General features: G+C 69.8%; 21 protein-coding genes. All 21 read right to left on the bottom strand.

Annotated elements, in window-relative coordinates; genetic code table 11:
* Positions 1–32 precede the first annotated feature (32 nt).
* The 21 genes from ACSLTV_RS24575 to thrB all read right to left on the bottom strand — a co-directional run bounded on the left by ACSLTV_RS24575 (position 33) and on the right by thrB (position 22,087).
* Entirely contained in the window at positions 33–479 is a 447-nt protein-coding gene (locus tag ACSLTV_RS24575; protein ID WP_432134122.1) for a DUF2550 domain-containing protein, read from the bottom strand.
* Positions 480–619: 140 nt separating this feature from the next.
* Complete coding sequence (locus ACSLTV_RS24580; protein ID WP_432134121.1) at positions 620–994, bottom strand: F0F1 ATP synthase subunit epsilon; 375 nt, start codon at positions 992–994, stop codon at positions 620–622.
* Positions 995–1,111: 117 nt separating this feature from the next.
* Positions 1,112–2,548, bottom strand: a complete 1,437-nt coding sequence (atpD, locus tag ACSLTV_RS24585) for a F0F1 ATP synthase subunit beta (RefSeq protein ID WP_432134120.1) — start codon at positions 2,546–2,548, stop codon at positions 1,112–1,114.
* Complete coding sequence (locus ACSLTV_RS24590) at positions 2,548–3,462, bottom strand: F0F1 ATP synthase subunit gamma (RefSeq protein WP_432134119.1); 915 nt, start codon at positions 3,460–3,462, stop codon at positions 2,548–2,550. Before ACSLTV_RS24590 ends, atpD begins: the two co-directional genes overlap by 1 nt.
* A gap of 21 nt (positions 3,463–3,483) precedes the next feature.
* Positions 3,484–5,076: a F0F1 ATP synthase subunit alpha gene (atpA, locus tag ACSLTV_RS24595; RefSeq protein ID WP_435612898.1), complete on the bottom strand. Its 1,593-nt coding sequence runs from the start codon at positions 5,074–5,076 to the stop codon at positions 3,484–3,486.
* A gap of 147 nt (positions 5,077–5,223) precedes the next feature.
* The gene (locus ACSLTV_RS24600) at positions 5,224–6,039 is read right to left on the bottom strand and encodes a F0F1 ATP synthase subunit delta (RefSeq protein ID WP_432134117.1); all 816 of its coding nucleotides are present in this window, start codon (positions 6,037–6,039) and stop codon (positions 5,224–5,226) included.
* Positions 6,036–6,581: a F0F1 ATP synthase subunit B gene (locus tag ACSLTV_RS24605; protein ID WP_432134116.1), complete on the bottom strand. Its 546-nt coding sequence runs from the start codon at positions 6,579–6,581 to the stop codon at positions 6,036–6,038. The genes ACSLTV_RS24600 and ACSLTV_RS24605 overlap by 4 nt, the downstream gene beginning before the upstream one ends.
* Positions 6,582–6,622: 41 nt before the next feature.
* Positions 6,623–6,850: an ATP synthase F0 subunit C gene (gene atpE, locus ACSLTV_RS24610; protein ID WP_398859966.1), complete on the bottom strand. Its 228-nt coding sequence runs from the start codon at positions 6,848–6,850 to the stop codon at positions 6,623–6,625.
* 75 nt (positions 6,851–6,925) lie between these two features.
* Positions 6,926–7,747 carry a F0F1 ATP synthase subunit A gene (gene atpB / locus ACSLTV_RS24615; RefSeq protein ID WP_432134115.1) on the bottom strand — a complete coding sequence of 274 codons (822 nt, stop codon included), beginning with the start codon at positions 7,745–7,747 and terminating at the stop codon, positions 6,926–6,928.
* Positions 7,748–7,972: 225 nt separating this feature from the next.
* Positions 7,973–8,386: a hypothetical protein gene (locus ACSLTV_RS24620; protein WP_432155911.1), complete on the bottom strand. Its 414-nt coding sequence runs from the start codon at positions 8,384–8,386 to the stop codon at positions 7,973–7,975.
* 289 nt (positions 8,387–8,675) lie between these two features.
* Complete coding sequence (locus ACSLTV_RS24625) at positions 8,676–9,962, bottom strand: MraY family glycosyltransferase (protein ID WP_432134114.1); 1,287 nt, start codon at positions 9,960–9,962, stop codon at positions 8,676–8,678.
* 158 nt (positions 9,963–10,120) lie between these two features.
* Positions 10,121–11,359, bottom strand: a complete 1,239-nt coding sequence (glyA, locus tag ACSLTV_RS24630; protein ID WP_432155832.1) for a serine hydroxymethyltransferase — start codon at positions 11,357–11,359, stop codon at positions 10,121–10,123.
* A 72-nt stretch (positions 11,360–11,431) separates the two neighbouring features.
* Positions 11,432–12,115 carry a protein-tyrosine-phosphatase gene (locus tag ACSLTV_RS24635; protein ID WP_432134112.1) on the bottom strand — a complete coding sequence of 228 codons (684 nt, stop codon included), beginning with the start codon at positions 12,113–12,115 and terminating at the stop codon, positions 11,432–11,434.
* On the bottom strand, positions 12,112–12,759 hold the full coding sequence (locus ACSLTV_RS24640; RefSeq protein WP_435612899.1) for an L-threonylcarbamoyladenylate synthase: 648 nt from the start codon (positions 12,757–12,759) through the stop codon (positions 12,112–12,114). Before ACSLTV_RS24640 ends, ACSLTV_RS24635 begins: the two co-directional genes overlap by 4 nt.
* Before the next feature lie 49 nt (positions 12,760–12,808).
* A complete protein-coding gene (prmC, locus tag ACSLTV_RS24645) occupies positions 12,809–13,654 on the bottom strand; it encodes a peptide chain release factor N(5)-glutamine methyltransferase (protein ID WP_432134110.1) in 846 nt (281 codons plus the stop codon).
* Between the two features lie 51 nt (positions 13,655–13,705).
* A complete protein-coding gene (prfA, locus tag ACSLTV_RS24650) occupies positions 13,706–14,773 on the bottom strand; it encodes a peptide chain release factor 1 (RefSeq protein ID WP_432134109.1) in 1,068 nt (355 codons plus the stop codon).
* 110 nt (positions 14,774–14,883) lie between these two features.
* The gene (rpmE, locus tag ACSLTV_RS24655) at positions 14,884–15,108 is read right to left on the bottom strand and encodes a 50S ribosomal protein L31 (protein ID WP_019326867.1); all 225 of its coding nucleotides are present in this window, start codon (positions 15,106–15,108) and stop codon (positions 14,884–14,886) included.
* Positions 15,109–15,313: 205 nt separating this feature from the next.
* The gene (locus ACSLTV_RS24660; protein WP_435612900.1) at positions 15,314–16,420 is read right to left on the bottom strand and encodes an LCP family protein; all 1,107 of its coding nucleotides are present in this window, start codon (positions 16,418–16,420) and stop codon (positions 15,314–15,316) included.
* Between the two features lie 214 nt (positions 16,421–16,634).
* Positions 16,635–18,416, bottom strand: a complete 1,782-nt coding sequence (locus ACSLTV_RS24665; protein ID WP_432155834.1) for a trypsin-like serine protease — start codon at positions 18,414–18,416, stop codon at positions 16,635–16,637.
* A gap of 208 nt (positions 18,417–18,624) precedes the next feature.
* Entirely contained in the window at positions 18,625–20,625 is a 2,001-nt protein-coding gene (gene rho / locus ACSLTV_RS24670; RefSeq protein WP_432134106.1) for a transcription termination factor Rho, read from the bottom strand.
* Between the two features lie 415 nt (positions 20,626–21,040).
* Positions 21,041–22,087: a homoserine kinase gene (gene thrB, locus ACSLTV_RS24675; RefSeq protein ID WP_435612901.1), complete on the bottom strand. Its 1,047-nt coding sequence runs from the start codon at positions 22,085–22,087 to the stop codon at positions 21,041–21,043.
* Positions 22,088–22,287: the final 200 nt, after the last annotated feature.

Genomic DNA, 22,287 nt, shown 5'->3' on the forward strand with positions numbered 1-22,287 from the left:
CTTCGTCGTTGCGAGACCGCTCGGGCGGGTGATCAGGCCACGTTCACCCGCTGCCCGGGGGGCGCCGCCTCCAGCCAGGCCAGGAAACCGGTCAGGGCGTCCTCGCTCATCGCCAGCTCCAGCCGGACGCCCTGGTGCAGACAGGTGAGGATCACCGCGTCGGAGAGCAGCGCCAGCTCCTCCTCGCCCTCGGGCAGCCGACGGCCGGCCACCTCGACGGAGGCCCGCTCCAGCACACGGCGCGGCCGGTAGGCGTAGGAGAAGACGCGGAACCACGCGACGCGGTCACCGCTGTAGCGGGCCACACCGTAGCCCCAGCCCTTGCCACTGGTGTCGGGGTTCTCCGCCACGTCCCAGCGCAGGGAGCAGTCGAAGGTGCCGCCGGAGCGCTGGATGAGTCTGCGGCGCAGGCCGAAGACGAACAACCCCAGCACCACCAGGGCGACGACGATTCCGCACACAGTCAGAGCGAGGACCATCGACACCGACCTCCTCGTCTCCTAGATCGCGGAACAGGTAACGGAATATAAAAAACACCCGGATTCACCTCAGCCGCGGCTGGGACCGGATCGCTCCGGTTCCAGCCGCGGCTGAGATACGTCACGCGTGGCAGGCTGTGTCAGCGCGCCGCCACCGCCCGCAGGCGGACCTCCGCGCGGCGCTCGGCGAAGGCGTCGGCCTTCGTCTTGGCGCGCTCCAGGGCCCGCTCGGCACGCTGGACGTCGATCTCGTCCGACAGCTCGGCGATCTCGGCCAGCAGCGACAGCTTGTTGTCCGCGAACGAGACGAAACCGCCGTGCACCGCGGCGACGACCGTCCCACCTTCACTCGTACGGATGGTCACCGGGCCCGACTCCAGCACACCGAGCAGCGGCTGGTGACCGGGCATGACGCCGATGTCGCCGGACGTGGTGCGCGCGACGACCAGGGTGGCCTCGCCGGACCAGACCTGGCGGTCCGCGGCGACCAGCTCGACGTGCAGCTCAGCAGCCAAGGGTGGCTCCTCGGGTCACCACCCGGCGCTCTCGCCGGGTGTCAGTTACAAGTCTAATGGGCGTGACTGAGGGGGCGGGACGAACCCGCCCCCTCTTACGTCACACAGGTACCGGGGTCAGGAGACGCCCAGTTCCTTCGCGTTCTTCTTGAGGTCCTCGAGACCACCGCACATGAAGAACGCCTGCTCCGGGAAGTGGTCGTACTCGCCGTCGCAGATCGCGTTGAACGCGGCGATCGACTCGTCCAGCGGCACGTCCGAACCGTCCACGCCGGTGAACTGCTTGGCGACGTGGGTGTTCTGGGACAGGAAGCGCTCCACGCGACGGGCACGGTGGACGACGAGCTTGTCCTCCTCGCCGAGCTCGTCGATACCGAGGATCGCGATGATGTCCTGGAGGTCCTTGTACTTCTGCAGGATCGTCTTGACGCGCATGGCGGCGTCGTAGTGGTCCTGCGCGATGTAGCGCGGGTCCAGGATGCGGGACGTGGAGTCCAGCGGGTCCACGGCCGGGTAGATGCCCTTCTCGGAGATCGGACGGGACAGAACCGTCGTCGCGTCGAGGTGGGCGAAGGTGGTGGCCGGGGCCGGGTCGGTCAGGTCGTCCGCGGGGACGTAGATCGCCTGCATCGAGGTGATCGAGTGACCGCGGGTCGAGGTGATGCGCTCCTGGAGGAGACCCATCTCGTCGGCCAGGTTCGGCTGGTAGCCCACCGCGGAGGGCATGCGGCCGAGCAGGGTCGACACCTCGGAACCGGCCTGCGTGAAGCGGAAGATGTTGTCGATGAAGAACAGCACGTCCTGCTTCTGGACGTCACGGAAGTACTCGGCCATGGTCAGGCCGGCCAGCGCGACGCGCAGACGGGTGCCCGGCGGCTCGTCCATCTGACCGAAGACCAGCGCGGTCTTGTCGATGACGCCGGAGTCCGACATCTCCTCGATGAGGTCGTTGCCCTCACGGGTGCGCTCGCCGACACCGGCGAACACGGAGACACCGTCGTGGTTGTTGGCGACGCGGTAGATCATCTCCTGGATGAGCACCGTCTTGCCGACGCCGGCGCCGCCGAACAGACCGATCTTGCCGCCCTTGACGTACGGGGTCAGCAGGTCGATGACCTTGACGCCGGTCTCGAACATCTCGGTCTTCGACTCGAGCTCGTCGAAGTTCGGCGCCTTGCGGTGGATGGACCAGCGCTCGCCGTCGTAGGACTCGTCGACGTTCAGCACCTCACCGAGGGTGTTGAACACCTTGCCCTTGGTGAAGTCGCCGACCGGGACGGTGATGCCCGTGCCCGTGTCGGTGACCGGGGCCTGGCGGACCAGACCGTCGGTGGGCTGCATGGAGATGGTGCGGACCAGGCCGTCACCCAGGTGCTGGGCGACCTCCAGGGTCAGCGTCTTCTTCTCGCCGGCGTTGGCCGGGTCGGCCACCTCGACGTGAAGGGCGTTGTAGATGTCCGGCATCGCGTCGACGGGGAACTCCACGTCGACGACCGGGCCGATGACCCGCGCGACGCGGCCCGTCGCCGTGGCCGTCTGAGCAGTGGTGGTCATTAGTTGTCACTCCCCGCGGTCGCGTCGGCCAGGGCACTCGCGCCACCGACGATCTCGCTGATTTCCTGGGTGATTTCGGCCTGGCGGGCCGCGTTGGCAAGCCGCGAGAGCGTCTCGATGAGCTCTCCGGCGTTGTCGGTGGCCGACTTCATCGCGCGCCGCGTGGCGGCGTGCTTGGAGGCGGCCGACTGGAGCAGCGCGTTGTAGATCCGGCTCTCCACGTAGCGCGGCAGCAGGGCGTCGAGGACGTCCTCCGCGGAGGGCTCGAAGTCGTACAGCGGGAGAATCTCGTTCTGAGGCTTCTCCGCCGCCACCTCGTCGAGGCTGAGCGGCAGCAGGCGGGAGTCGACCGCCGTCTGCGTCATCATCGACACGAACTCGGTGTAGACGATGTGGAGCTCGTCCACGCCGCCGTCCGCCGTGTCCTTCTCGATGGCCTCGATCAGGGGGGCCGCGACCTTCTTGGCGTCCGCGTACGTCGGCTCGTCGGTGAAGCCCGTCCACTGCTCCGCGATCTTGCGCTCGCGGAAGTTGTAGTGGGCGACACCGCGCCGGCCGACGATGTACGTGTCGACCTGCTTGCCCTCGCGCTCGAGGCGCGCGGTGAGCTGCTCCGCCGCCTTGATGGCGTTGGAGTTGAACGCGCCGGCGAGGCCGCGGTCACTCGTCAGGAGCAGCACCGCGGACCGCACGACCGTCTCGGCCTGCGTGGTCAGCGGGTGCCTGGTGTTCGAACCGGTACCGACCGCCGTGACCGCGCGGGTGAGCTCGGTCGCGTACGGCGTGGAGGCCGCCACCTTGCGCTGCGCCTTGACGACGCGCGAGGCGGCGATCATCTCCATCGCCTTCGTGATCTTCTTGGTCGCGGTGACGGATCGGATGCGACGCTTGTAGACCCGGAGCTGGGCTCCCATGAGTCAGGTCCCTTCCTTACGTCACTTGGAGACGCTGACGGCCGTGTCCTCGCCGAGCAGCTTGCCGTCCGAGGTCTCGAACTGCTTCTTGAACTCCGCGACGGCGTCGTCGATCGCCTGGATGGTGTCGTCCGACATCTTGGCGCCCTCCTTGATGGAGGTCATCAGGCCCTGCTCCTTGCGGTGCAGGTACTCCAGCAGCTCCTTCTCGAAGCGGCGGATGTCGTTGACCGGGACGTCGTCCATACGGCCGTTGGTGCCGGCCCAGATCGACACGACCTGGTCCTCGGTGGCCATCGGCGCGTACTGGGCCTGCTTCAGCAGCTCGACCATGCGCTGGCCGCGCTCCAGCTGGGCCTTGGACGCGGAGTCCAGGTCGGAACCGAAGGCGGCGAACGCCTCCAGCTCGCGGAACTGGGCGAGGTCCACGCGGAGGCGGCCGGAGACCTGGCGCATCGCCTTGTGCTGCGCGGAACCACCGACTCGGGAGACGGAGATACCGACGTTCAGCGCGGGGCGCTGACCGGCGTTGAACAGGTCCGACTCCAGGAAGCACTGGCCGTCGGTGATGGAGATGACGTTGGTCGGGATGAACGCCGAGACGTCGTTGGCCTTGGTCTCGACGATCGGCAGACCGGTCATCGAACCGGCGCCCATGTCGTCGGAGAGCTTGGCGCAGCGCTCCAGCAGCCGGGAGTGCAGGTAGAAGACGTCACCCGGGTAGGCCTCGCGGCCCGGCGGGCGGCGCAGCAGCAGGGAGACGGCGCGGTAGGCGTCGGCCTGCTTCGACAGGTCGTCGAAGATGATCAGGACGTGCTTGCCCTCGTACATCCACTGCTGGCCGATGGCCGAGCCGGTGTACGGGGCGAGGTACTTGAAGCCGGCCGGGTCGGACGCCGGGGCGGCGACGATGGTCGTGTACTCCAGCGCGCCGTTCTCCTCCAGCGCGCGGCGGACCGACGCGATGGTCGAGCCCTTCTGGCCGATGGCGACGTAGATGCAGCGGACCTGCTTCTTCGGGTCGCCGGAGCGCCAGTTGTCACGCTGGTTGATGATCGTGTCGACGGCCAGGGCGGTCTTGCCGGTCTGGCGGTCGCCGATGATCAGCTGACGCTGACCACGGCCGATCGGGGTCATCGCGTCGACGGCCTTGTAGCCGGTCTCCATCGGCTCGTGCACCGACTTGCGCTGCATGACCGTGGGGGCCTGCAGTTCGAGGGCGCGGCGACCGGACGTCTCGATCTCGCCGAGGCCGTCGATCGGGTTGCCGAGCGGGTCGACGACGCGGCCGAGGTAGCCCTCGCCGACCGCGACGGAGAGGACCTCACCGGTGCGCGTGACCGGCTGACCCTCCTCGATGCCGCTGAACTCGCCCAGGACGACCGCACCGATCTCGCGCTCTTCCAGGTTCAGCGCGAGACCGAGGGAGCCGTCCTCGAACTTCAGCAGCTCGTTCGCCATGGCCGAGGGCAGACCCTCGATCTTGGCGATACCGTCGCCGGCGACGGTGACCGTACCGACCTCCTCGCGCGAGGCCGCGTCCGGCTTGTACGACTGGACGAAGGTCTCCAGTGCGTCCCGGATCTCCTCCGGCCGGATCGTGAGCTCCGCCATCTGGGTTCCCTGCTCTCCTTGTTGGGCCCGAAGTTTCACTTGGGGGTATTCCACGAGTTCGGGACTCCCCCCAATAAGAGGTGAATCCTCTGCACGGCCCAACCAGGGCCGTTAAGTACGTTCTGGCTATGAAGTTGCTGAGTGCTGCTAGCTCGCCATGCGGCGGGCGGCGTCCTCGATGCGGTCCGCGATGGAGCCGTTGATGACCTCGTCACCGACCTGCACCCGGATCCCGCCGACGACCTCGGGGTCGACGTCGAGGTTGAGGTGCATCGTGCGGCCGTACAGCTTCGCCAGGGCGGCGCCCAGGCGCTGCTTCTGCACGTCGCTCAGCGGCACCGCCGAGGTGACGACGGCCACGATGCGGTCGCGGCGCTCGGCGGCGAGCTTGGACAGGGAGTCCAGGCCCGCTTCCAGGCTACGTCCCCGCGGCGCGGTCACCAGACGCGTGACCAGACGGACGGTGGCCGCGTCGGCCCGGCCGCCGAGCAGGCTGCGCAGCAGCTCGCCCTTGGCCGAGACGGTGGCCTTCCGGTCCGTCAGCGCGGCGCGCAGCTCGGTGTTGCCGGAGACGATCCGCCCGAAGCGGAACAGCTCGTCCTCGACGTTGTCGAGCGTGCCGGCGCGCTGTGCGGCGGTGAGGTCGGCGGTGTTCGCCAGCTCCTCCAGCGCGTCCACCAGGTCGCGCGACTGCGACCAGCGCGAGCGCACCATGCCGGCCACCAGGTCGGCGGCCGTGCCGCTGACCTGGGCGCCGAGCAGACGCTGGACCAGTTCGGCCTTGGCCTCGCCGGCCTGCGCCGGGTCGGTGAGGACCCGACGCAGCGACACCTCGCGGTCGAGCAGCGCGGTGACGGCCGCCAGCTCGTCGGCGAGCTGCGCCGCGTCCACGGACGTGGCGTCGGTCAGCGCGTCGAGACGCTCGCGTGCGGCTGCCAGTGCCTCGCGGCTCGCTCCGTTCATCGCGCGGCCTCGGCCTTCTCCTCGAGCTCGCCGAGGAAGCGGTCGATCACGCGGCTCTGCCGGGCGTGGTCCTCGAGGGACTCGCCGACGAGCTTGCCGGCCAGCTCGGTGGCGAGCGTGCCGACGTCCTGGCGGAGCGCCTGCGCGGCGGCCTTGCGGTCGGCCTCGATCTGGGCGTGGCCGGCCGCGACGATCTCCTCGCGCTGGCGCTGGCCCTCGGCCCGCATCTCGGCGATCAGCGCGGCACCCTGCTCCTGCGCCTCCTGGCGCAGGCGCGCGGCCTCGTGCCGGGCCTCGGCGAGCTGGGCCTTGTACTGCTCGAGGACGCTCTGGGCCTCGGTCTGCGCGGCCTCGGCCTTCTCGATACCGCCCTCGATGGCCTCGCGGCGCTCCTCCAGAACCTTGTTGATGTTCGGGAGGAGCTTCCAGGCAAGGAAGCCGAAGACGATGACGAAGGCGATAAGGCCGATGACAAGCTCGGGGATCGGCGGGACGAGGGGGTTCTCCATATCCTCGGCCGCAACCGTGAGCAACGGGCTCATGTGTGTGCCTTTCGTCTAGTCGGCTGGTCTGGCTTCGGAGATCAGTAGCCGTAGACGAACGGCATGACCAGACCGATCAGGGCGAGCGCCTCACAGAAGGCGAAGCCGAGGATCTGGTTGGCACGGATCAGGCCGGCGGCCTCGGGCTGGCGGGCCAGGGCCTGGGTGCCGTTACCGAAGATGATGCCGACGCCGACGCCCGGGCCGATCGCGGCGAGGCCGTAACCGATGGAGCCGAGGGAGCCTTCAACAGCAGCAAGGGTCTGCATGCCAGTTCTTCCTTTTCTTTACGGACCGGTGGGGGTTGGCCACCGGACGATCTGTGGAGGTGGGAGGGCAGTGGCTCAGTGGTGCTCGGCCATGGCGCCCTGGATGTAGGTGCAGGTCAGCAGGACGAACACGTAGGCCTGCAGCGCCTGGATGAACAGCTCGAAGGCGGTCATCACTACAGTCATGACGAACGAGACACCCGCGTAGGCGATCCCGATGCCGTTCAGCAGGTACCAGCTGGCGATCGTGAAGAGCAGCAGCAGGGTGTGCCCGGCGAACATGTTGGCGAACAGTCGCACGGCGTGGGTGAACGGGCGGATCAGCAGGTTCGAGAAGAGCTCGATCAGCATGGCCAGCGGGAGCACCGCGCCGAGCGACTTGTCGTAACCGGTGACGTTCTTGAAGAAGCCGACGAAACCGTGCCTCTTGAAGGTCAGCGACACCCAGGTGACGTAGACGATCCCCGCGAGGGCCGCCGGGTAGGAGATGATCGCGGTGACCGGGAAGGCGGCCACCGGGATGATCGCCCAGAGGTTCATCATCCAGACGAAGAAGAACAGCGAGACGACGAGCGGGACGTACTTCTCGCCTTCCTTCTTGCCGATCGTCTCGTAGACGACACCGCGCCGGATGAAGTCGTAGCCGGCCTCGGCGACCATCTGGAGCTTGCCCGGGACGACCTTCGGCTTGCGGAAGGCGGCCCAGAAGAACCCGACGATGACGACGGAACCCAGCAGCGCCAGCAGCATCGTCTTGTTGAAGTACAGGTTGCTGTCCCCGTCTCCCCACAGGGGCTCGAACAGGAACGAGTGCAGGCCGGGAGAGGGAAAGCCACAGCCGTCGAAGATGTGGCAGTCGGTCTCGAAGGCGAGCACCTGCGTCGGGTCAGCACTCACCGCGGGCTCCTTCAGCGTGGCGCATAGGTACGGCAACCTCGTTGTGTCGGCGCGGCGTACGGCCGCGGTTCGGCACGGGACTGGTGTTACGGATGTGGGGGCGGCTGGGGGGCATCTCGCCTCGCGATGGAACAGGCGTCAGCTCGGATGCCCGCGCCCGCGATGCCGCAGTTGGCACCGGACGATAGCAGGATCTCTCAGGCGTCTTTATCCCGGCCCTACCCCTCACGACGAGTGCCCCGATTTTTCGGGTTCGACGTAGAGGATCTTGGCCTTCATATGCGCCCGCGTCTGTGCCGCGATCCAGGCAAGAGTGCCGGCGAGCAGGGTGAACGCGAACGCCTTCGGGTGGAACAGCGTGGTGTTCTTGAACGCGGCCATGAAGATGAACAGCAGAAGAATCTGGGCCGCGTAGAGCATCAGTCCCATCGCCTGGAACAGATGCGGAAGCGATTTGGCGGTGCGCTGCAGGACGTAGAGACCGAGCCCCATGAAAAGGATCACGATGACCGTCGCCACGACGGCGCCGATCGCTCCTTTTCCACCCGCGACCACACCGCTGACGACGGCGGCGATCGCGCCGACGGCGGCTGTGGGCACAGCGGCCTGGGCAAGGATCCGGACGTCGTTGGACGGCATGGCGGCAACTCCGCTTTCAACGGGGGGCAGGGGTGTCGTCATGGACGAGCGTAGTCCCGGCGCGAGGCGGTCAGACCTCGGCGAAGGGCCCATCGCACTGGGGTCCTTCGGCTCTGTCCGGGGTTCTCGTGAACCGTATCACAAACTATTTGATGAGGTCTTTACCTGGTTGGTGTGCTGGCTGTCACACGTGAGAGTGACAGTGCGCGTCTGAGCGAGAACCGAGACCTCTTGTCTGGTATTGGCCCGATTCGCTCCCCCATGAATGGGCAATGCTCTAGTCAGATTCTTACCTTGACCGAGGACCCACGGCCGACGCCCCATTGACACCGGACACCCCGGCGGCCACCGGCGTACGCGCCTCCTCCTCGTCCGCCGGGACCGTCTCCACCACCCCGGCGACCGGCCGGCGCCGCCGGTACCGCGGCGGTACGAAGGACTGCGCCCACATCGGGGCGCGCGGCGTGAACCGGGGCAGCAGAAGCAGCACCAGGCCGATGGCGCTGAGGAACACGATGCCGAGGACGATCCACATGGACGCCGAGTTGACGGAGTAGGCCAGCGCGCCGAACGCGATCAGCGCCGACCAGAAGTACATGATCAGCACGGCGCGGCTGTGGGAGTGGCCGATCTCCAGGAGGCGGTGGTGGAGATGGCCCCGGTCCGCCGCGAACGGCGACTGGCCGCGCCAGGTGCGCCGTACGATCGCCAGGATCAGGTCGGCCGCCGGGATCGCGATGATGGTCAGCGGCATCAGCAGCGGGATGTACACCGGCACCATCTGGTGCACGGAGTTGCGCTCGGACCCGGAGAACAGCTTCATCACATCGGGGTCCACCTGACCGGTGACCGAGATCGCGCCCGCCGCCAGCACCAGCCCGATCAGCATCGACCCCGAGTCGCCCATGAAGATCCGCGCCGGGTGCATGTTGTGCGGCAGGAAGCCCAGGCACATGCCCATCAGGATCGCGGAGAACAGCGTCGCGGGCGCCGCGGCCTCGATGTTGTAGCCGTACCAGATGCGGTAGGCGTACATGAAGAACGCCGCCGACGCGATGCACACCATGCCGGCCGCGAGCCCGTCCAGCCCGTCCACGAAGTTCACCGCGTTGATCGTGATCACGACCAGCGCCACCGTCAGCAGCGTGCCCTGCCACTGGGTCAGCGCGACGGTGCCGACACCCGGGATGGGCAGCCACAGGATCGTCAGACCCTGCACGACCATCACGCCCGCGGCGATCATCTGCGCGCCCAGCTTGATCAGGGCGTCGATCTCGAACTTGTCGTCGAGGACGCCGATCAGCCAGATCAGCGCGGCCCCGGACAGCAGCGCGCGCGGCTCGTTCGACCGCTCGAAGACCTCGTTGAGGTTGGTCAGGTGGTCGGCGACCAGCAGACCCGCGCACAGACCGAAGAACATCGCGATCCCACCGAGCCGTGGAGTGGGCTCCCGGTGCACGTCACGCGCCCGGATCTCCGGCATCGCCCCGGCCACGATCGCGAACTTGCGTACCGGCCCCGTCAGCAGATACGTCACCGCGGCCGTGACGCACAGCGTCAGCAGGTATTCACGCACGGGCTTCCCCACAGGTCTCGCTGGCCATCTCAGCCTCACACCCTAGCGACGGCCGCATACGGTTGGGGACTTCCGGGTAGCCAGGATGGTTGCACGCAAGGCTGTGAGTACCCCGGGTAACCGGCTCCCAAGGGGTACGGACACCGGCTCGGACCCGTTCAGTCAGGGTACGGCGGGAACGCCGCCGTCAGGTCCCGCACGTCCTCCCGGACCCGCTTGGCGTCGGCCTCCTCCCGCAGTACGCCCGCCATCAGGGCCGCGATCCGCGCCATCTCGGCCTCCCCCATGCCCTGCGTGGTCACCGCCGCGGTGCCCAGGCGCAGGCCGCGGGCGTCCGCGTGGGGCAGGGCGCAGCAGTCCAGGACGATCCCGGCGGCCACCAGCCGGCCCCGCGCGGTGCGGCCGTCGACGCCCAGCGGGGACGGGTCCGCGGTGATCAGATGGGTGTCGGTACCCCCGGTGGTGACCGCCATCCCCTCGGCCGCCAGACCGGCGGCGAGCGCTCGCGCGTTGGCGACCACCTGATGGGCGTACGCGGCGAACGCCGGTGTCGCCGCCTCGCCGAACGCGACCGCCTTCGCGGCGATGGTGTGCATCTGCGCCCCGCCCTGGGTGAACGGGAAGACGGCCCGGTCGACGCGCTCGGCCAGGTCCGCGCCGCACAGCAGCATGCCGCCGCGCGGGCCGCGCAGCACCTTGTGCGTCGTGGCGCACACGATGTCGGCGTACGGCACCGGGCTGGGCGCCGCGCCACCCGCGACCAGCCCGATGGGGTGCGCGGCGTCGGCGATCAGACAGGCGCCCACCTCGTCGGCCACGGCCCGGAAGTACGCGTGGTCGATGTGGCGCGGATAGGCGATCGAGCCGCACACGATCGCCTTCGGCCGGTGGGTGTGGGCGAGGGTGCGCATCTGGTCGTAGTCGATGAGGCCGGTCTCGGCGTCCACCCCGTAGGGGACGAAGTCGAACCAGCGGCCGGAGAAGTTCGCGGGCGAGCCGTGGGTGAGGTGGCCGCCGTGCGGCAGACCGAGGGCCAGCACGGTGTCGCCGGGACGCAGCAGCGCCGCGTAGGCGGCCAGCACGGCCGACGAGCCGGAGTGCGGCTGGACGTTGGCGTGCTCAGCGCCGAACAGCTCCCTCGCCCGGTCCACGGCGATCCGCTCGGCCACGTCGACGATCTCGCAGCCGGAGTGGTGCCGGGCACCCGGATAGCCCTCCGCGTACTTGTTCGCCAGGGGCGAGCCGAGCGCGGACAGCACGGCCGGCGAGGTGAAGTTCTCGGCGGCGATCAGCTGCAGCGTGCGCGCCTGCCGCGTCCGCTCCGCGTACAGGATCTCGGCCAGTTCGGGGTCCTGCCGGCGCAGGACGTCGGTTTCGAGGGTGTGACTGACCGTCATGGTGCACTCCGGACGCGTCGACGCTGACGTACGTCCAATGTAGGCCGGTACGTCACGTGTCGCCCGTGTTCTTCACCCGGTCCGGGCCGGCACCCCGGTCAGTGCGGTCACCACCGGATCCAGTGCCTGGTGTATCTCGTCCCCGATCGACCGGAAGAACGTCAGCGGCGCCCCGTAGGGGTCGTACACCTCGTCCGCCTCGGCGGTGGGCGCCAGCAGCCAGCCCCGCAGCGCAGCGGCGGCCCGCACCAGGGCTCGCGCGCGGACGACCACCCCGTCCTCCAGCGGCGGCAGCGTGGTCGGGTCTATGGCCCTCACCAGCCGGGTGAACTCCTTCAGGGTGAAGGTCCGCAGCCCCGCCGAGTGCCCCATGGAGATCACCTGCGCCCGGTGGTCGCGGGTGGCCGTCAGCACCAGGTCCGCCATGATGACGTGCTCGTCGAGCAGTTCGCGCCCCACGAACCCGGAGGCGTCCGCGCCGAAGTCGGCGAGCACGGTCTCCGCGTGCGACTCCATGGGCGCGCCCTCGTGCCCCCAGGTGCCGGCGCTCTCCACGATCACCGCGCCGCCGAGCATGCCGAGCCGCTCCGCCACGAAATGGCGGGTCAGCCGCTCGGTGATGGGCGAGCGGCACACGTTGCCGGTGCTGACGTGCAGGATGCGGAAGCAGTCGCGCGGCAGCCCGACGAAGGTCGTCGTGATCTCCGCGGCCCGTTCCCCGCCGCCTATGCCACGCCCCGCGTCAGGGGCTGTCAATTGGCCACCTCGAGGTCGGGTACCACCTTGCGCAGATCGTCGGCGGAGATGGCCCCCTCGCGCAGCAGCAGCGGCACCTCGCGGCTGACGTCCACGATCGACGAGGGGACGTTGCCGGGGGTGGGGCCGCCGTCGAGGTAGACGGAGACGGAGTCGCCGAGCATGCCCTGCGCCTCGTCGCAGTTCTCCGGCGCGGGGTGGCCGGTGAGGTTGGCAGAGGACACGGCCATCGGGCCGACCTCGGTGAGCAGCTCGATGGCGACGGGGTGCAGCGGCATGCGCACGGCGACGGTGCCCCGGGTGTCGCCCAGGTCCCACTGCAGGGACGGCTGGTGCTTGGCGACGAGCGTGAGAGCGCCCGGCCAGAACGCGTCGACCAGCTCCCAGGCCAGCTCGGAGAAGTCGGTGACCAGGCCGTGCAGGGTGTTGGGCGAGCCGATCAGCACGGGGGTGGGCATGTTGCGGCCCCGGCCCTTGGCCTGCAGCAGGTCGCCGACGGCGTCCTTGGCGAAGGCGTCGGCGCCGATGCCGTAGACCGTGTCCGTGGGCAGCACCACGAGCTCGCCCCGGCGGACGGCGGACGCGGCCTCGCGCAGACCGGTCACACGGTCGGTCGCGTCGTTGGTGTCGTATCGCCGAGCCATAACTAGCGGGCCTCCTCGTACACGTACTGCGGGATCGAAGTGGGGGTGGTCACGGCAGCGCCTTGCGCGCGGTCGCGAAGCGCGGCCGGTTGTTGAGATCGGGGTGGTCGGCCGCGTCGGCCCAGCCCCGCTCCTCGGTGAAGATCCACGGCACCTGGCCGCCCTGGGTGTCGGCGTGCTCGATGACGACGACGCCGCCGGGCCGCAGCAGGCGGTGCGCGGTGCGTTCGATGCCCCGGATCAGGTCGAGGCCGTCCTCGCCCGAGAACAGCGCCAGCTCGGGGTCGTAGTCGCGGGCCTCCGGGGCGACGTACTCCCACTCGGTGAGCGGGATGTACGGCGGGTTGGAGACGACCAGGTCGACCTGGCCGTCGAGGTCGCGGAAGGCGTCCAGGGCGTTGCCCTGGCGCAGGTCGACCCGGGAGCCGGCCATGTTCTTGCGGGTCCACACCAGGGCGTCCTCGGAGAGCTCCACGGCGTGCACCCGCGAGCGCGGGACCTCCTGGGCGAGCGCGAGGGCGATGGCGCCGGAGCCGGTGCACAGGTCGACGATGCAGGGCTCGACCACGTCCATGGCGCGCACCGCGTCTATGGCCCAGCCGACCACGGACTCGGTCTCGGGCCGGGGCACGAAGACGCCCGGCCCGACCTGGAGCTCCAGATAGCGGAAGTAGGCCCGCCCGGTGATGTGCTGCAGCGGCTCGCGCTGCTCGCGCCGGGCGATGACCTCCCAGTACCGGGCGTCGAAGTCGGAGTCCTTCACGCTGTGGAGTTCGCCGCGCTTGACGCCGTGCACGAACGCGGCGAGCTCCTCCGCGTCGGTGCGCGGCGAGGGCACGCCGGCGTCGGCCAGCCGCTGGGTGGCCTGGGCCACCTCCGCGAGCAGCAGGTTCACGCGAGTCCTCCGTGTCGTACTGGTTCGTGCGTAGGGGGGTCCTCAGGGTCCTTACGCGGCCGCGAGCTTCGCCGCCGAGTCCGCGTCGATGCACGCCTGGATCACCGCGTCGAGTTCGCCGTCCAGGACCTGGTCCAGGTTGTACGCCTTGAAGCCGACGCGGTGGTCCGAGATGCGGTTCTCCGGGAAGTTGTAGGTGCGGATCTTCTCGGAGCGGTCGACGGTGCGGACCTGGCTTCGGCGGGCGTCGGCGGCCTCCCTCTCCGCCTCCTCCTGCGCCATGGCGAGCAGCCTGGAGCGCAGGATACGCATCGCCTGCTCCTTGTTCTGCAGCTGGCTCTTCTCGTTCTGGCAGGAGGCGACGACCCCGGTGGGGATGTGCGTGATGCGCACGGCGGAGTCGGTGGTGTTGACGGACTGCCCGCCGGGCCCGGAGGAGCGGTAGACGTCGACGCGCAGGTCGTTCGGGTTGATCTCGACGTCCACCTCCTCGGCCTCGGGGGTGACGAGGACGCCGGCGGCGGAGGTGTGGATGCGGCCCTGGGACTCGGTGGCGGGGACGCGCTGCACGCGGTGCACGCCGCCCTCGTACTTCAGCCGGGCCCAGACGCCCTGCCCGGGCTCCAGCTGGCCGCGGGCCTTCACGGCGACCTGGACGTCCTTGTAGCCGCCCAGCTCGGACTCGGTGGCATCGATGATCTCGGTCTTCCACCCGACGCGCTCGGCGTACCGCAGGTACATGCGCAGCAGGTCCCCGGCGAACAGGGCGGACTCGTCGCCGCCGGCGCCCGCCTTGATCTCCAGGATGACGTCCTTGTCGTCGCTCGGGTCGCGCGGGACGAGCAGCAGGCGGAGCTTCTCCGTCAGCTCCTCGCGCTGTTCGGTGAGGTCCTTGACCTCGGCCGCGAAGTCCGGGTCGTCGGCGGCGAGTTCGCGGGCGGTCTCGATGTCGTCGCCGGTCTGCTTCCAGGAGCGGTAGGCGGCGACGATCGGGGTGAGCTCGGCGTAGCGCTTGTTGAGCTTGCGCGCGTTGGCCTGGTCGGCGTGGACCGAGGGGTCCGCGAGCTTCTTCTCCAGGTCAGCGTGCTCGGTGACCAGTTCCTCGACGGCCTCGAACATCTTGGGGCTCCTGTGTGCGTACGGGGGGTGAAGTGGCGGGCGACCAAAAACGCCGGTCCCGGACGCACCCCGGGCGGGGGCGCGGCCGTGGACCGGCGAAAAGGGGCTCGCTACTTCTTGGAGCCGGCGGCAGCCTTGCCGAAGCGGGCCTCGAAGCGGGCCACACGGCCACCGGTGTCGAGGATCTTCTGCTTGCCCGTGTAGAACGGGTGGCACTCGGAGCAGACCTCGGCACGGATGGTGCCGGACTCGATGGTGCTCCGGGTGGTGAACGACGCGCCGCAGGTGCAGCTGACCTGCGTCTCGACGTACTCGGGGTGGATGTCGCGCTTCAAGGTGTCTCCTAGGTTTCGGGAGGGCGCCGGGTCGCCGTCGCGGGCTGCGAGAGCGTGAACCGGAGCCGACGTACCAGTCTGCCAGGACTGGCGCCATCAGCCCAAACCGGGGGGTGGGCGGAAGTATTCCCGGCGCCGGCCCGGGGAGCCCGGGCAGCCGGCCGTGCCCGCACTGGGGTGCCCGTGCAGGTACGGCCCCTCCCCCTCAGGGGGTGGCCACGCCCCGGGCGTCGCCGGTGGCCGTGCCCTCGGTCGCCGTCCCGGGGACCGGCCGGTCGTGCTTCAGGGCCGTCCAGACCTGCCGGGCCTTGGCCGGGACGACGACGACGCGGTTGGGGTCGTCGGCGTCGTAGCGGACCGGCAGGGTGATCATGGTCATGTTGTCGGCGCCGATGCCTTTCAGGCCGTCCGCGAAGGACATCAGGGAGGTGACCGAGCCGAGGTCGGAGTCGGTGGTGACGGCCTTGGTGGCCGCGTCGGCGAGGTCGTACAGCTTCTTGGGGCTGGTGAGCACGCCGATGTGGTCGACCCGCTCGATGAGCGCCTTGACGAAGGCCTGCTGCAGCTGGATGCGGCCGAGGTCGGAGCCGTCGCCCACACCGTGCCGGGTACGGACCAGGCCGAGGGCCTGCTCGCCGTCGAGGGTGTGGGTTCCGGCCTTCAGCCTCAGGTGGCTGTCGGGGTCGTCGATGTCCTTGGTGGTGGTGATCTCCACGCCGCCCAGTTCGTCGATCAGCTTCCGGAAGCCGGAGAAGTCGACCTCCAGGTAGTGGTCCATGCGGATCCCGGTGAGCGACTCGACCGTCTTGACCGCGCAGGGCGCGCCGCCGGTGGAGTACGCCGAGTTGAACATCACCCTGCGGGCCGCGTCGTGGGTGACACCGCGGACGTCCGTGCACTCGGGGCGGTCGATGAGCGTGTCGCGGGGGATGGAGACCACGGTGGCCTTCTCACGGCCCTCGTACACGTGGACGACCATCGCGGTGTCGGACCGGGCGCTGCCGTCGTCGGGGCCGCCGCCGAGCTCCTTGTTGGCGCCGGAGCGGGTGTCCGAGCCGAGGACCAGGATGTTCTCGGAGCCGTTGCCGGGCTTGGCGGGGCGGTCGGTGCCCAGCACCTGGTTGATGTCGACGCTGGTGATGTTGCCGTTGAGCTTGAGGTACAGGAAGCCGGCGCCGGCCCCGCCGAGCACGACGACGCCCGCGGCCACCCAAGCCGCCACCGCCAGGCTCCCCCGCCTGCCCCGGGCCTTGCGGCGGCCACGGGAGCGGTGACGACGTATGCCGGGCTCCGGCGTGCTCTTGGCGGACATGTACACCTCGGGTTCCCTACGGCTCCATCTTCACTCCGTCCACTGAGACGGGCGCGGCGGGCAGGGGGTTGCACATCCCCACATGTCTCCCCTGTAGCGATTGGCACAGGAAACGACGGGAACGCACGGGAAACGCACAGCGGACCCACAGGAAGGGCCGCCCCGGGAGATCCCGGAGCGGCCCTCGGTGCCCTGGACGGGCGTGGTGGCGGGGTCAGCCGAACAGGTTGAAGCCCTGCCAGCCCCAGCCGACCTTGACGCGGGTGCTGCCCGTGAACGGCATGGAGGCGACACCGCGGCCGGGGTACAGCCACAGGTTGCCCGAGCCGTCCCGGGTCACCAGGTCGGCCTTGCCGTCGCCGTTGACGTCACCGGTGGTGACGTAGGCGTTGAAGTTCCAGCCCCAGCCGGCCTTGACCCGGCTGCCCAGCGGCCAGCTGCCCACACCGCGGCCCGGGTAGAGCCACAGGGTGCCGGAGCTGTCGCGGGCCAGCAGGTCGGGCTTGCCGTCGTTGGTGTAGTCGCCCTTGCCGAAGATGGTCAGGGCGCCCCACCCCCAGCCGGCCTTGATGCGGGTGCCGAAGAACCCGTTGCCCTTGCCCGGGTACATCCACAGGTCGCCGTTGTTGTCCTGGGCGAGCAGGTCGGGCAGACCGTCGCCGGACAGGTCGCCGGGAACGACGATGTTCTTCATGACGTTCCAGCCGCCGCCGATGCGGAGCGTCTCGTAGCTGTCGACGCCGTTGAAACCGAAGAAGTACAGCGAGCCGTCCGGGGTGCGGATCAGGTAGTCCTGATACGTGTCCCGGTTGAGGTCGGCCTGACGGACCAGGTTGACGCCGCTCCAGTCGCCGAGCGAGTAGCGGTTGCCCAGCGTGGCGCCGGGACGCGCGTAGTACTCGAACGCCTCGCCGCCGGACGTACGGGCGAACAGGTCCGCCAGTCCGTCGAAGTTGAGGTCCGTGTCGTCGACGCGCTCGTTGATCGCGCCCACGTAGGAACGGGTCTTGGCGTAGACGCTGTACGCGCCCGACTCCACACAGTCCTCGACGCCCCACGACACCACGCCCGCGATGCGGCCGTTGACCACCAGCGGGCCACCGGAGTCACCGTTGCACGGCGAGACCGTACCGGCGTCCTGGCCGGTGGCCGGGTCGCCGGCGCAGGCCATCTGGCCGGGCACGAAGTCGGCGCCGTAGTACGACGTGCAGGCGGAGTCCGCCTGCATCGGCACGGACGCCTTCTTCAGCGTCAGCGAGATGTCGTCGCTGGTGGAGCTGGTGCGCCCCCAGCCGTAGACGGTCGCCGGGGTGCCGGACTTGTACGAGACGGTGTCGGAGCTGGACGTCACCTGGAGCGTCTTGTACGGCAGCGGCCTGTCCAGCGTCAGCACCGCGAGGTCGCCGCCGGTGACGGTGGCGAGGTCGAACGTCGGGCTGACCCACTGGCGTGCCACGTTGGCGACCTGGCCGCCGTGCAGATCACTGCCGTCCGGCAGCTGGCTGGTGCCGGCCAGGATGGCGCCCTTGTTCCTCCAGTCCAGCCCGTACACGCAGTGCGCGGCGGTGAGGACCTTGGCAGGGGCCACCAGCGTGCCACCGCAGAAGTAGCCCTCGTCGTCGGAGGTGTCCGCGGTGCCCTTGTCGTCGTAGTAGTGCAGCTGCACCATCCACGGCGCCTCGGAGATGCTGGCCTGCGTACCACCGATGATCTTCGGATCGACGGTGGTCGAGGTGGACGCAGAGGGGCTTGCGTCGGCCTCGGGCTCGGCCGCCGGGGTGGTGCTGTCCTCCTTCAGCGCGGCCTGGGCGCCCTCGATCCGCCGGAGGAGTTCGGCCTGGGAGGCGCCGGCCGGCTTCTGCGCGGCCCGGGGGGCCGGAAGCGGAGCCGGGTCGGTCGCCTCGGCCGGAGCCGCCGTGAGCACCGCACTTCCCAGCGCGAGTGCGGCGGCGGCCGCCGGAAGAGCTCTGCGGGCTCTTCGAGAGGTAGATGTCACTCAGGATCTCCTGTCGCAGTAAGGATGCTTGCAGGAGAGAGAAGGACCCACGGGCGGGCATGACCGAACTCCGTGGGCGTATCAGAAAATACGTTCCCCCCCACTACAGGCCGCCGATCCTACAAGGCCCCCGTACGACGGAAGTCCCGCCCCTCACCTGAAGTGAGGAGCGGGACTCCCTGTAACGGCCGGGCCGTTGGGCTGTGGCTCAGTCGCCGTTGCCCGGGGTCGGCGTCGTCTTCTGGATCTGCATCAGGAACTCGACGTTCGACTTGGTCTGCTTCATCTTGTCGAGGAGCAGCTCGATCGCCTGCTGCTGGTCGAGCGCGTGCAGCACCCGGCGCAGCTTCCAGACGATGCCGAGCTCCTCGGCGCCGAGCAGGATCTCCTCCTTGCGGGTGCCGGACGCGTCGACGTCCACCGCGGGGAAGATGCGCTTGTCGGCGAGCTTCCGGTCGAGCTTGAGCTCCATGTTGCCGGTGCCCTTGAACTCCTCGAAGATCACCTCGTCCATGCGGGACCCGGTGTCCACCAGGGCGGTGGCGAGGATGGTCAGCGAGCCGCCGTCCTCGATGTTGCGGGCCGCACCGAAGAAGCGCTTCGGCGGGTACAGGGCGGTCGAGTCGACACCACCGGACAGGATGCGGCCGGAGGCCGGGGCGGCCAGGTTGTAGGCACGGCCCAGACGCGTGATCGAGTCGAGCAGGACGACCACGTCGTGACCCAGCTCCACCAGTCGCTTGGCGCGCTCGATGGCGAGTTCGGCGACCGTGGTGTGGTCCTCGGCCGGGCGGTCGAAGGTCGAGGAGATGACCTCGCCCTTGACCGACCGCTGCATGTCGGTGACCTCTTCCGGACGCTCGTCGACGAGGACGACCATCAGGTGGCACTCGGGGTTGTTGTGGGTGATCGCGTTGGCGATCGCCTGCATGATCATGGTCTTGCCGGTCTTCGGCGGGGCCACGATCAGACCGCGCTGGCCCTTGCCGATGGGCGAGACGAGGTCGATGATGCGGGTGGTCAGGACGCCGGGGTCCGTCTCCAGCCGCAGGCGGTCCTGCGGGTAGAGCGGGGTCAGCTTGTTGAACTCCGGTCGGCCGCGGCCGTGTTCGGGCGCCATGCCGTTGACGGAGTCCAGGCGCACCAGCGCGTTGAACTTCTCGCGGCGCTCGCCCTCCTTGGGCTGGCGGACCGCGCCGGTGATGTGGTCGCCCTTGCGCAGGCCGTTCTTGCGGACCTGGGCGAGGGAGACGTACACGTCGTTCGGGCCGGGCAGGTAGCCGGAGGTCCGGATGAAGGCGTAGTTGTCGAGGATGTCCAGGATGCCCGCGACGGGGATCAGGACGTCGTCCTCGGCGATCTGCGGCTCGTTGACCTCGTCGCGGCCACGGCGGCCACGGCGGTCGCGGTAGCGGCCGCGACGGCCCCGGCGGCCGCCCGCCTCGTCGTCGTAGCCGTCGTCCTGCTGGCGGTCCTGGCGGCCGCCGCCCTGCTGCTGGCCCTGCTGCTGACCGCGCTGCTGGCCCTGCTGGTCGTCGCCCTTGCCGCGGCGGTCACGGTCCCGGCCGCGCTCGCGGCGGTCGCGGCGGCGGCCCTCGGCCTCGCCGGCGTCGCTCTTGCCGTCGGCCTTGGCCTCGCCCTGCGGCTGCTGGGCGGGCGTCTCGGCCTTCGTCTCGGTCCTGGCCTCGGCGGTGACCGTCTCGGTGGCGGTGCCGCCCGGGGCACCCGCCTCGGCGGTGGCCCGGCGCCGGCCCCGACGCTCGGCGGGTGCCTCGGTGTTCGTCGGCTGGGGCTGGCCGGGGATCTCGATCTGCTGCTGGGCCGCGGCCTTCTCGGCCGGCGCCTCGGCGGCCTTCGCCGCGGCCTTCTTGTCGGCCTTGTCGGCGCTCTCCTCACCCGTACGGGTGCGCGAGGTGGCGCGGCGCTTCGGCTTGGTCTCGGCGGCGGCGTCGGCCTGCGGGGCGGCGGCGCCGCCCGCGGCCTGCGCCTCCTTGATGACCTCGATCAGCTGGCTCTTGCGCATCCGCGCGGTGCCCCTGATTCCGAGGCCGGATGCGACCTGCTGCAGCTCGGCCAGCACCATGCCCTCGAGGCCGGTACCGCGGCGCCGCCGGGAGCCGGCACCGGTGGCAGGCGCGGAGGCGTCCGTGGCGGGCGCGGCAGCGGTCTCCTCGACACGTGCGCCCATCAGATCGGTGGTGTCGCTCACGAAGGGTCCTTCCCTGGAGCGGACGTCGGCCTGTCTGGCTCGGCGACCGGTTGTGCTGTCCGGATCCGGTCCTTGCTGTGCGGACGGAGCCGGGGCGGTGGTCCGCCAAAGCGGCGGAAGAGAATTTCTGGTGACGGCGCTTCCCCGACGAGCCGTGGCACCCGGTGTCAGTGTCACGTGGCGCGGTCGCACCGATTCCGGAGCGTGCCCTGGGGACCGCTCAGCGTCGCTGTACGGCGTACTGCCCAGGTACGTCGTACGGAACGCAGTGCGACTCGGGGAGCTCCCGGAAGAATGTCTGTCCCGGACGGGGACACGAGGCACCTCGCCATGGTGGGGTCGGGTGCAGACTTGAGGTTAACACTACCGGATCCAACAAACATTCCCCCTCTCCAAATCCGGCAACCGCGGCCTTTCAGCTGTCACCGGAAGCCGTGCCGCCGGAGACCGTGTCGCCGGAACCGCCCTCACCGGACCTTTCCCCCGTCGTTCGTCCGCCGGCGACCGCGCCGCCGGCGCCCTGCTCACCGGTGGTCCTGTCGCCGGGCGGGGCCAGCGGCAGGACGCTCGCGCCGCGCAGGTCCAGGCTCAGCCGGTTGGCGGCCCAGTCGGTGCCGGCCAGCGCCTCGACCTTGGCCGCGGAATCCGCGTCGGCCAGCGCCATCACGGTCGGTCCGGCACCGGAGATCACCGCGGGGACCCCGTCGGCGCGCAGCCGCTCCACCAGCGCCGCGCTCTCCGGCATGGCGGGGGCGCGGTACTCCTGGTGCAGGCGGTCCTCGGTGGCGGGCAGCAGCAGCTCGGGACGCCTGGTCAGGGCCTCGACGAGCAGTGCGGCGCGGCCGGCGTTGGCGGCGGCGTCCACATGCGGCACGGTGCGCGGGAGCAGGCCGCGCGCCGTTTCGGTGAGTACCGGCTTCCCGGGCACGAAAACCACCGGAACGATGGAATCCGAGGGGTCCATCCTGATCGCCCGCGCGGCGCCCGCCTCCATCCAGGAGAGGGTGAAGCCGCCGAGCAGACAGGCCGCGACGTTGTCGGGGTGACCCTCGATCTCGGTGGCGAGCTCCAGCAGCGCCGCGTCGTCGAGCCGGGACTCGCCGCCTATGGTCACGGCGCGCGCGGCGACGATGCCGGCGCAGATGGCGGCCGAGGAGGAGCCGAGGCCGCGGCCGTGCGGGATGCGGTTGGCGCAGACGATCTCCAGGCCGCGCGGCTGGCCGCCCAGGGCGTCGAAGGCGGCTCGCAGGGAGCGGACGAGGAGGTGCTTCTCGTCGCGCGGCAGCGTCTCGCTGCCCTCGCCCGCGATGTCGATGTGCAGCCCGGAGTCGGCCACCCGGACGACGACGTCGTCGTAGAGCCCCAGCGCGAGGCCGAGGGCGTCGAAGCCCGGGCCGAGGTTGGCGCTGGTGGCGGGGACGCGCACCCGGACGGCGGCGGCGCGGAACGCTGGACCGGCCATCGCTCGTTGACTCTCCTTGAGCTGCGGAACTGTCGAATGACATTCGATACGTACGGGAGACACCCGGAACGCCCCGGGACGGCGCCGTACTGCGGCACAGCGCGAGGCACGGCGGCATGTGCGAGCGAGGCACATGCGGCGGGCGGGTTCCTCCCAGCCTATCGAAGGAAGGTTCTGTGGCGACATAGGGCGCACAGGAG

It is taken from the genome of Streptomyces sp. bgisy159 (genome assembly GCF_965341775.1).
Classification (GTDB): Bacteria; Actinomycetota; Actinomycetes; order Streptomycetales; family Streptomycetaceae; genus Streptomyces.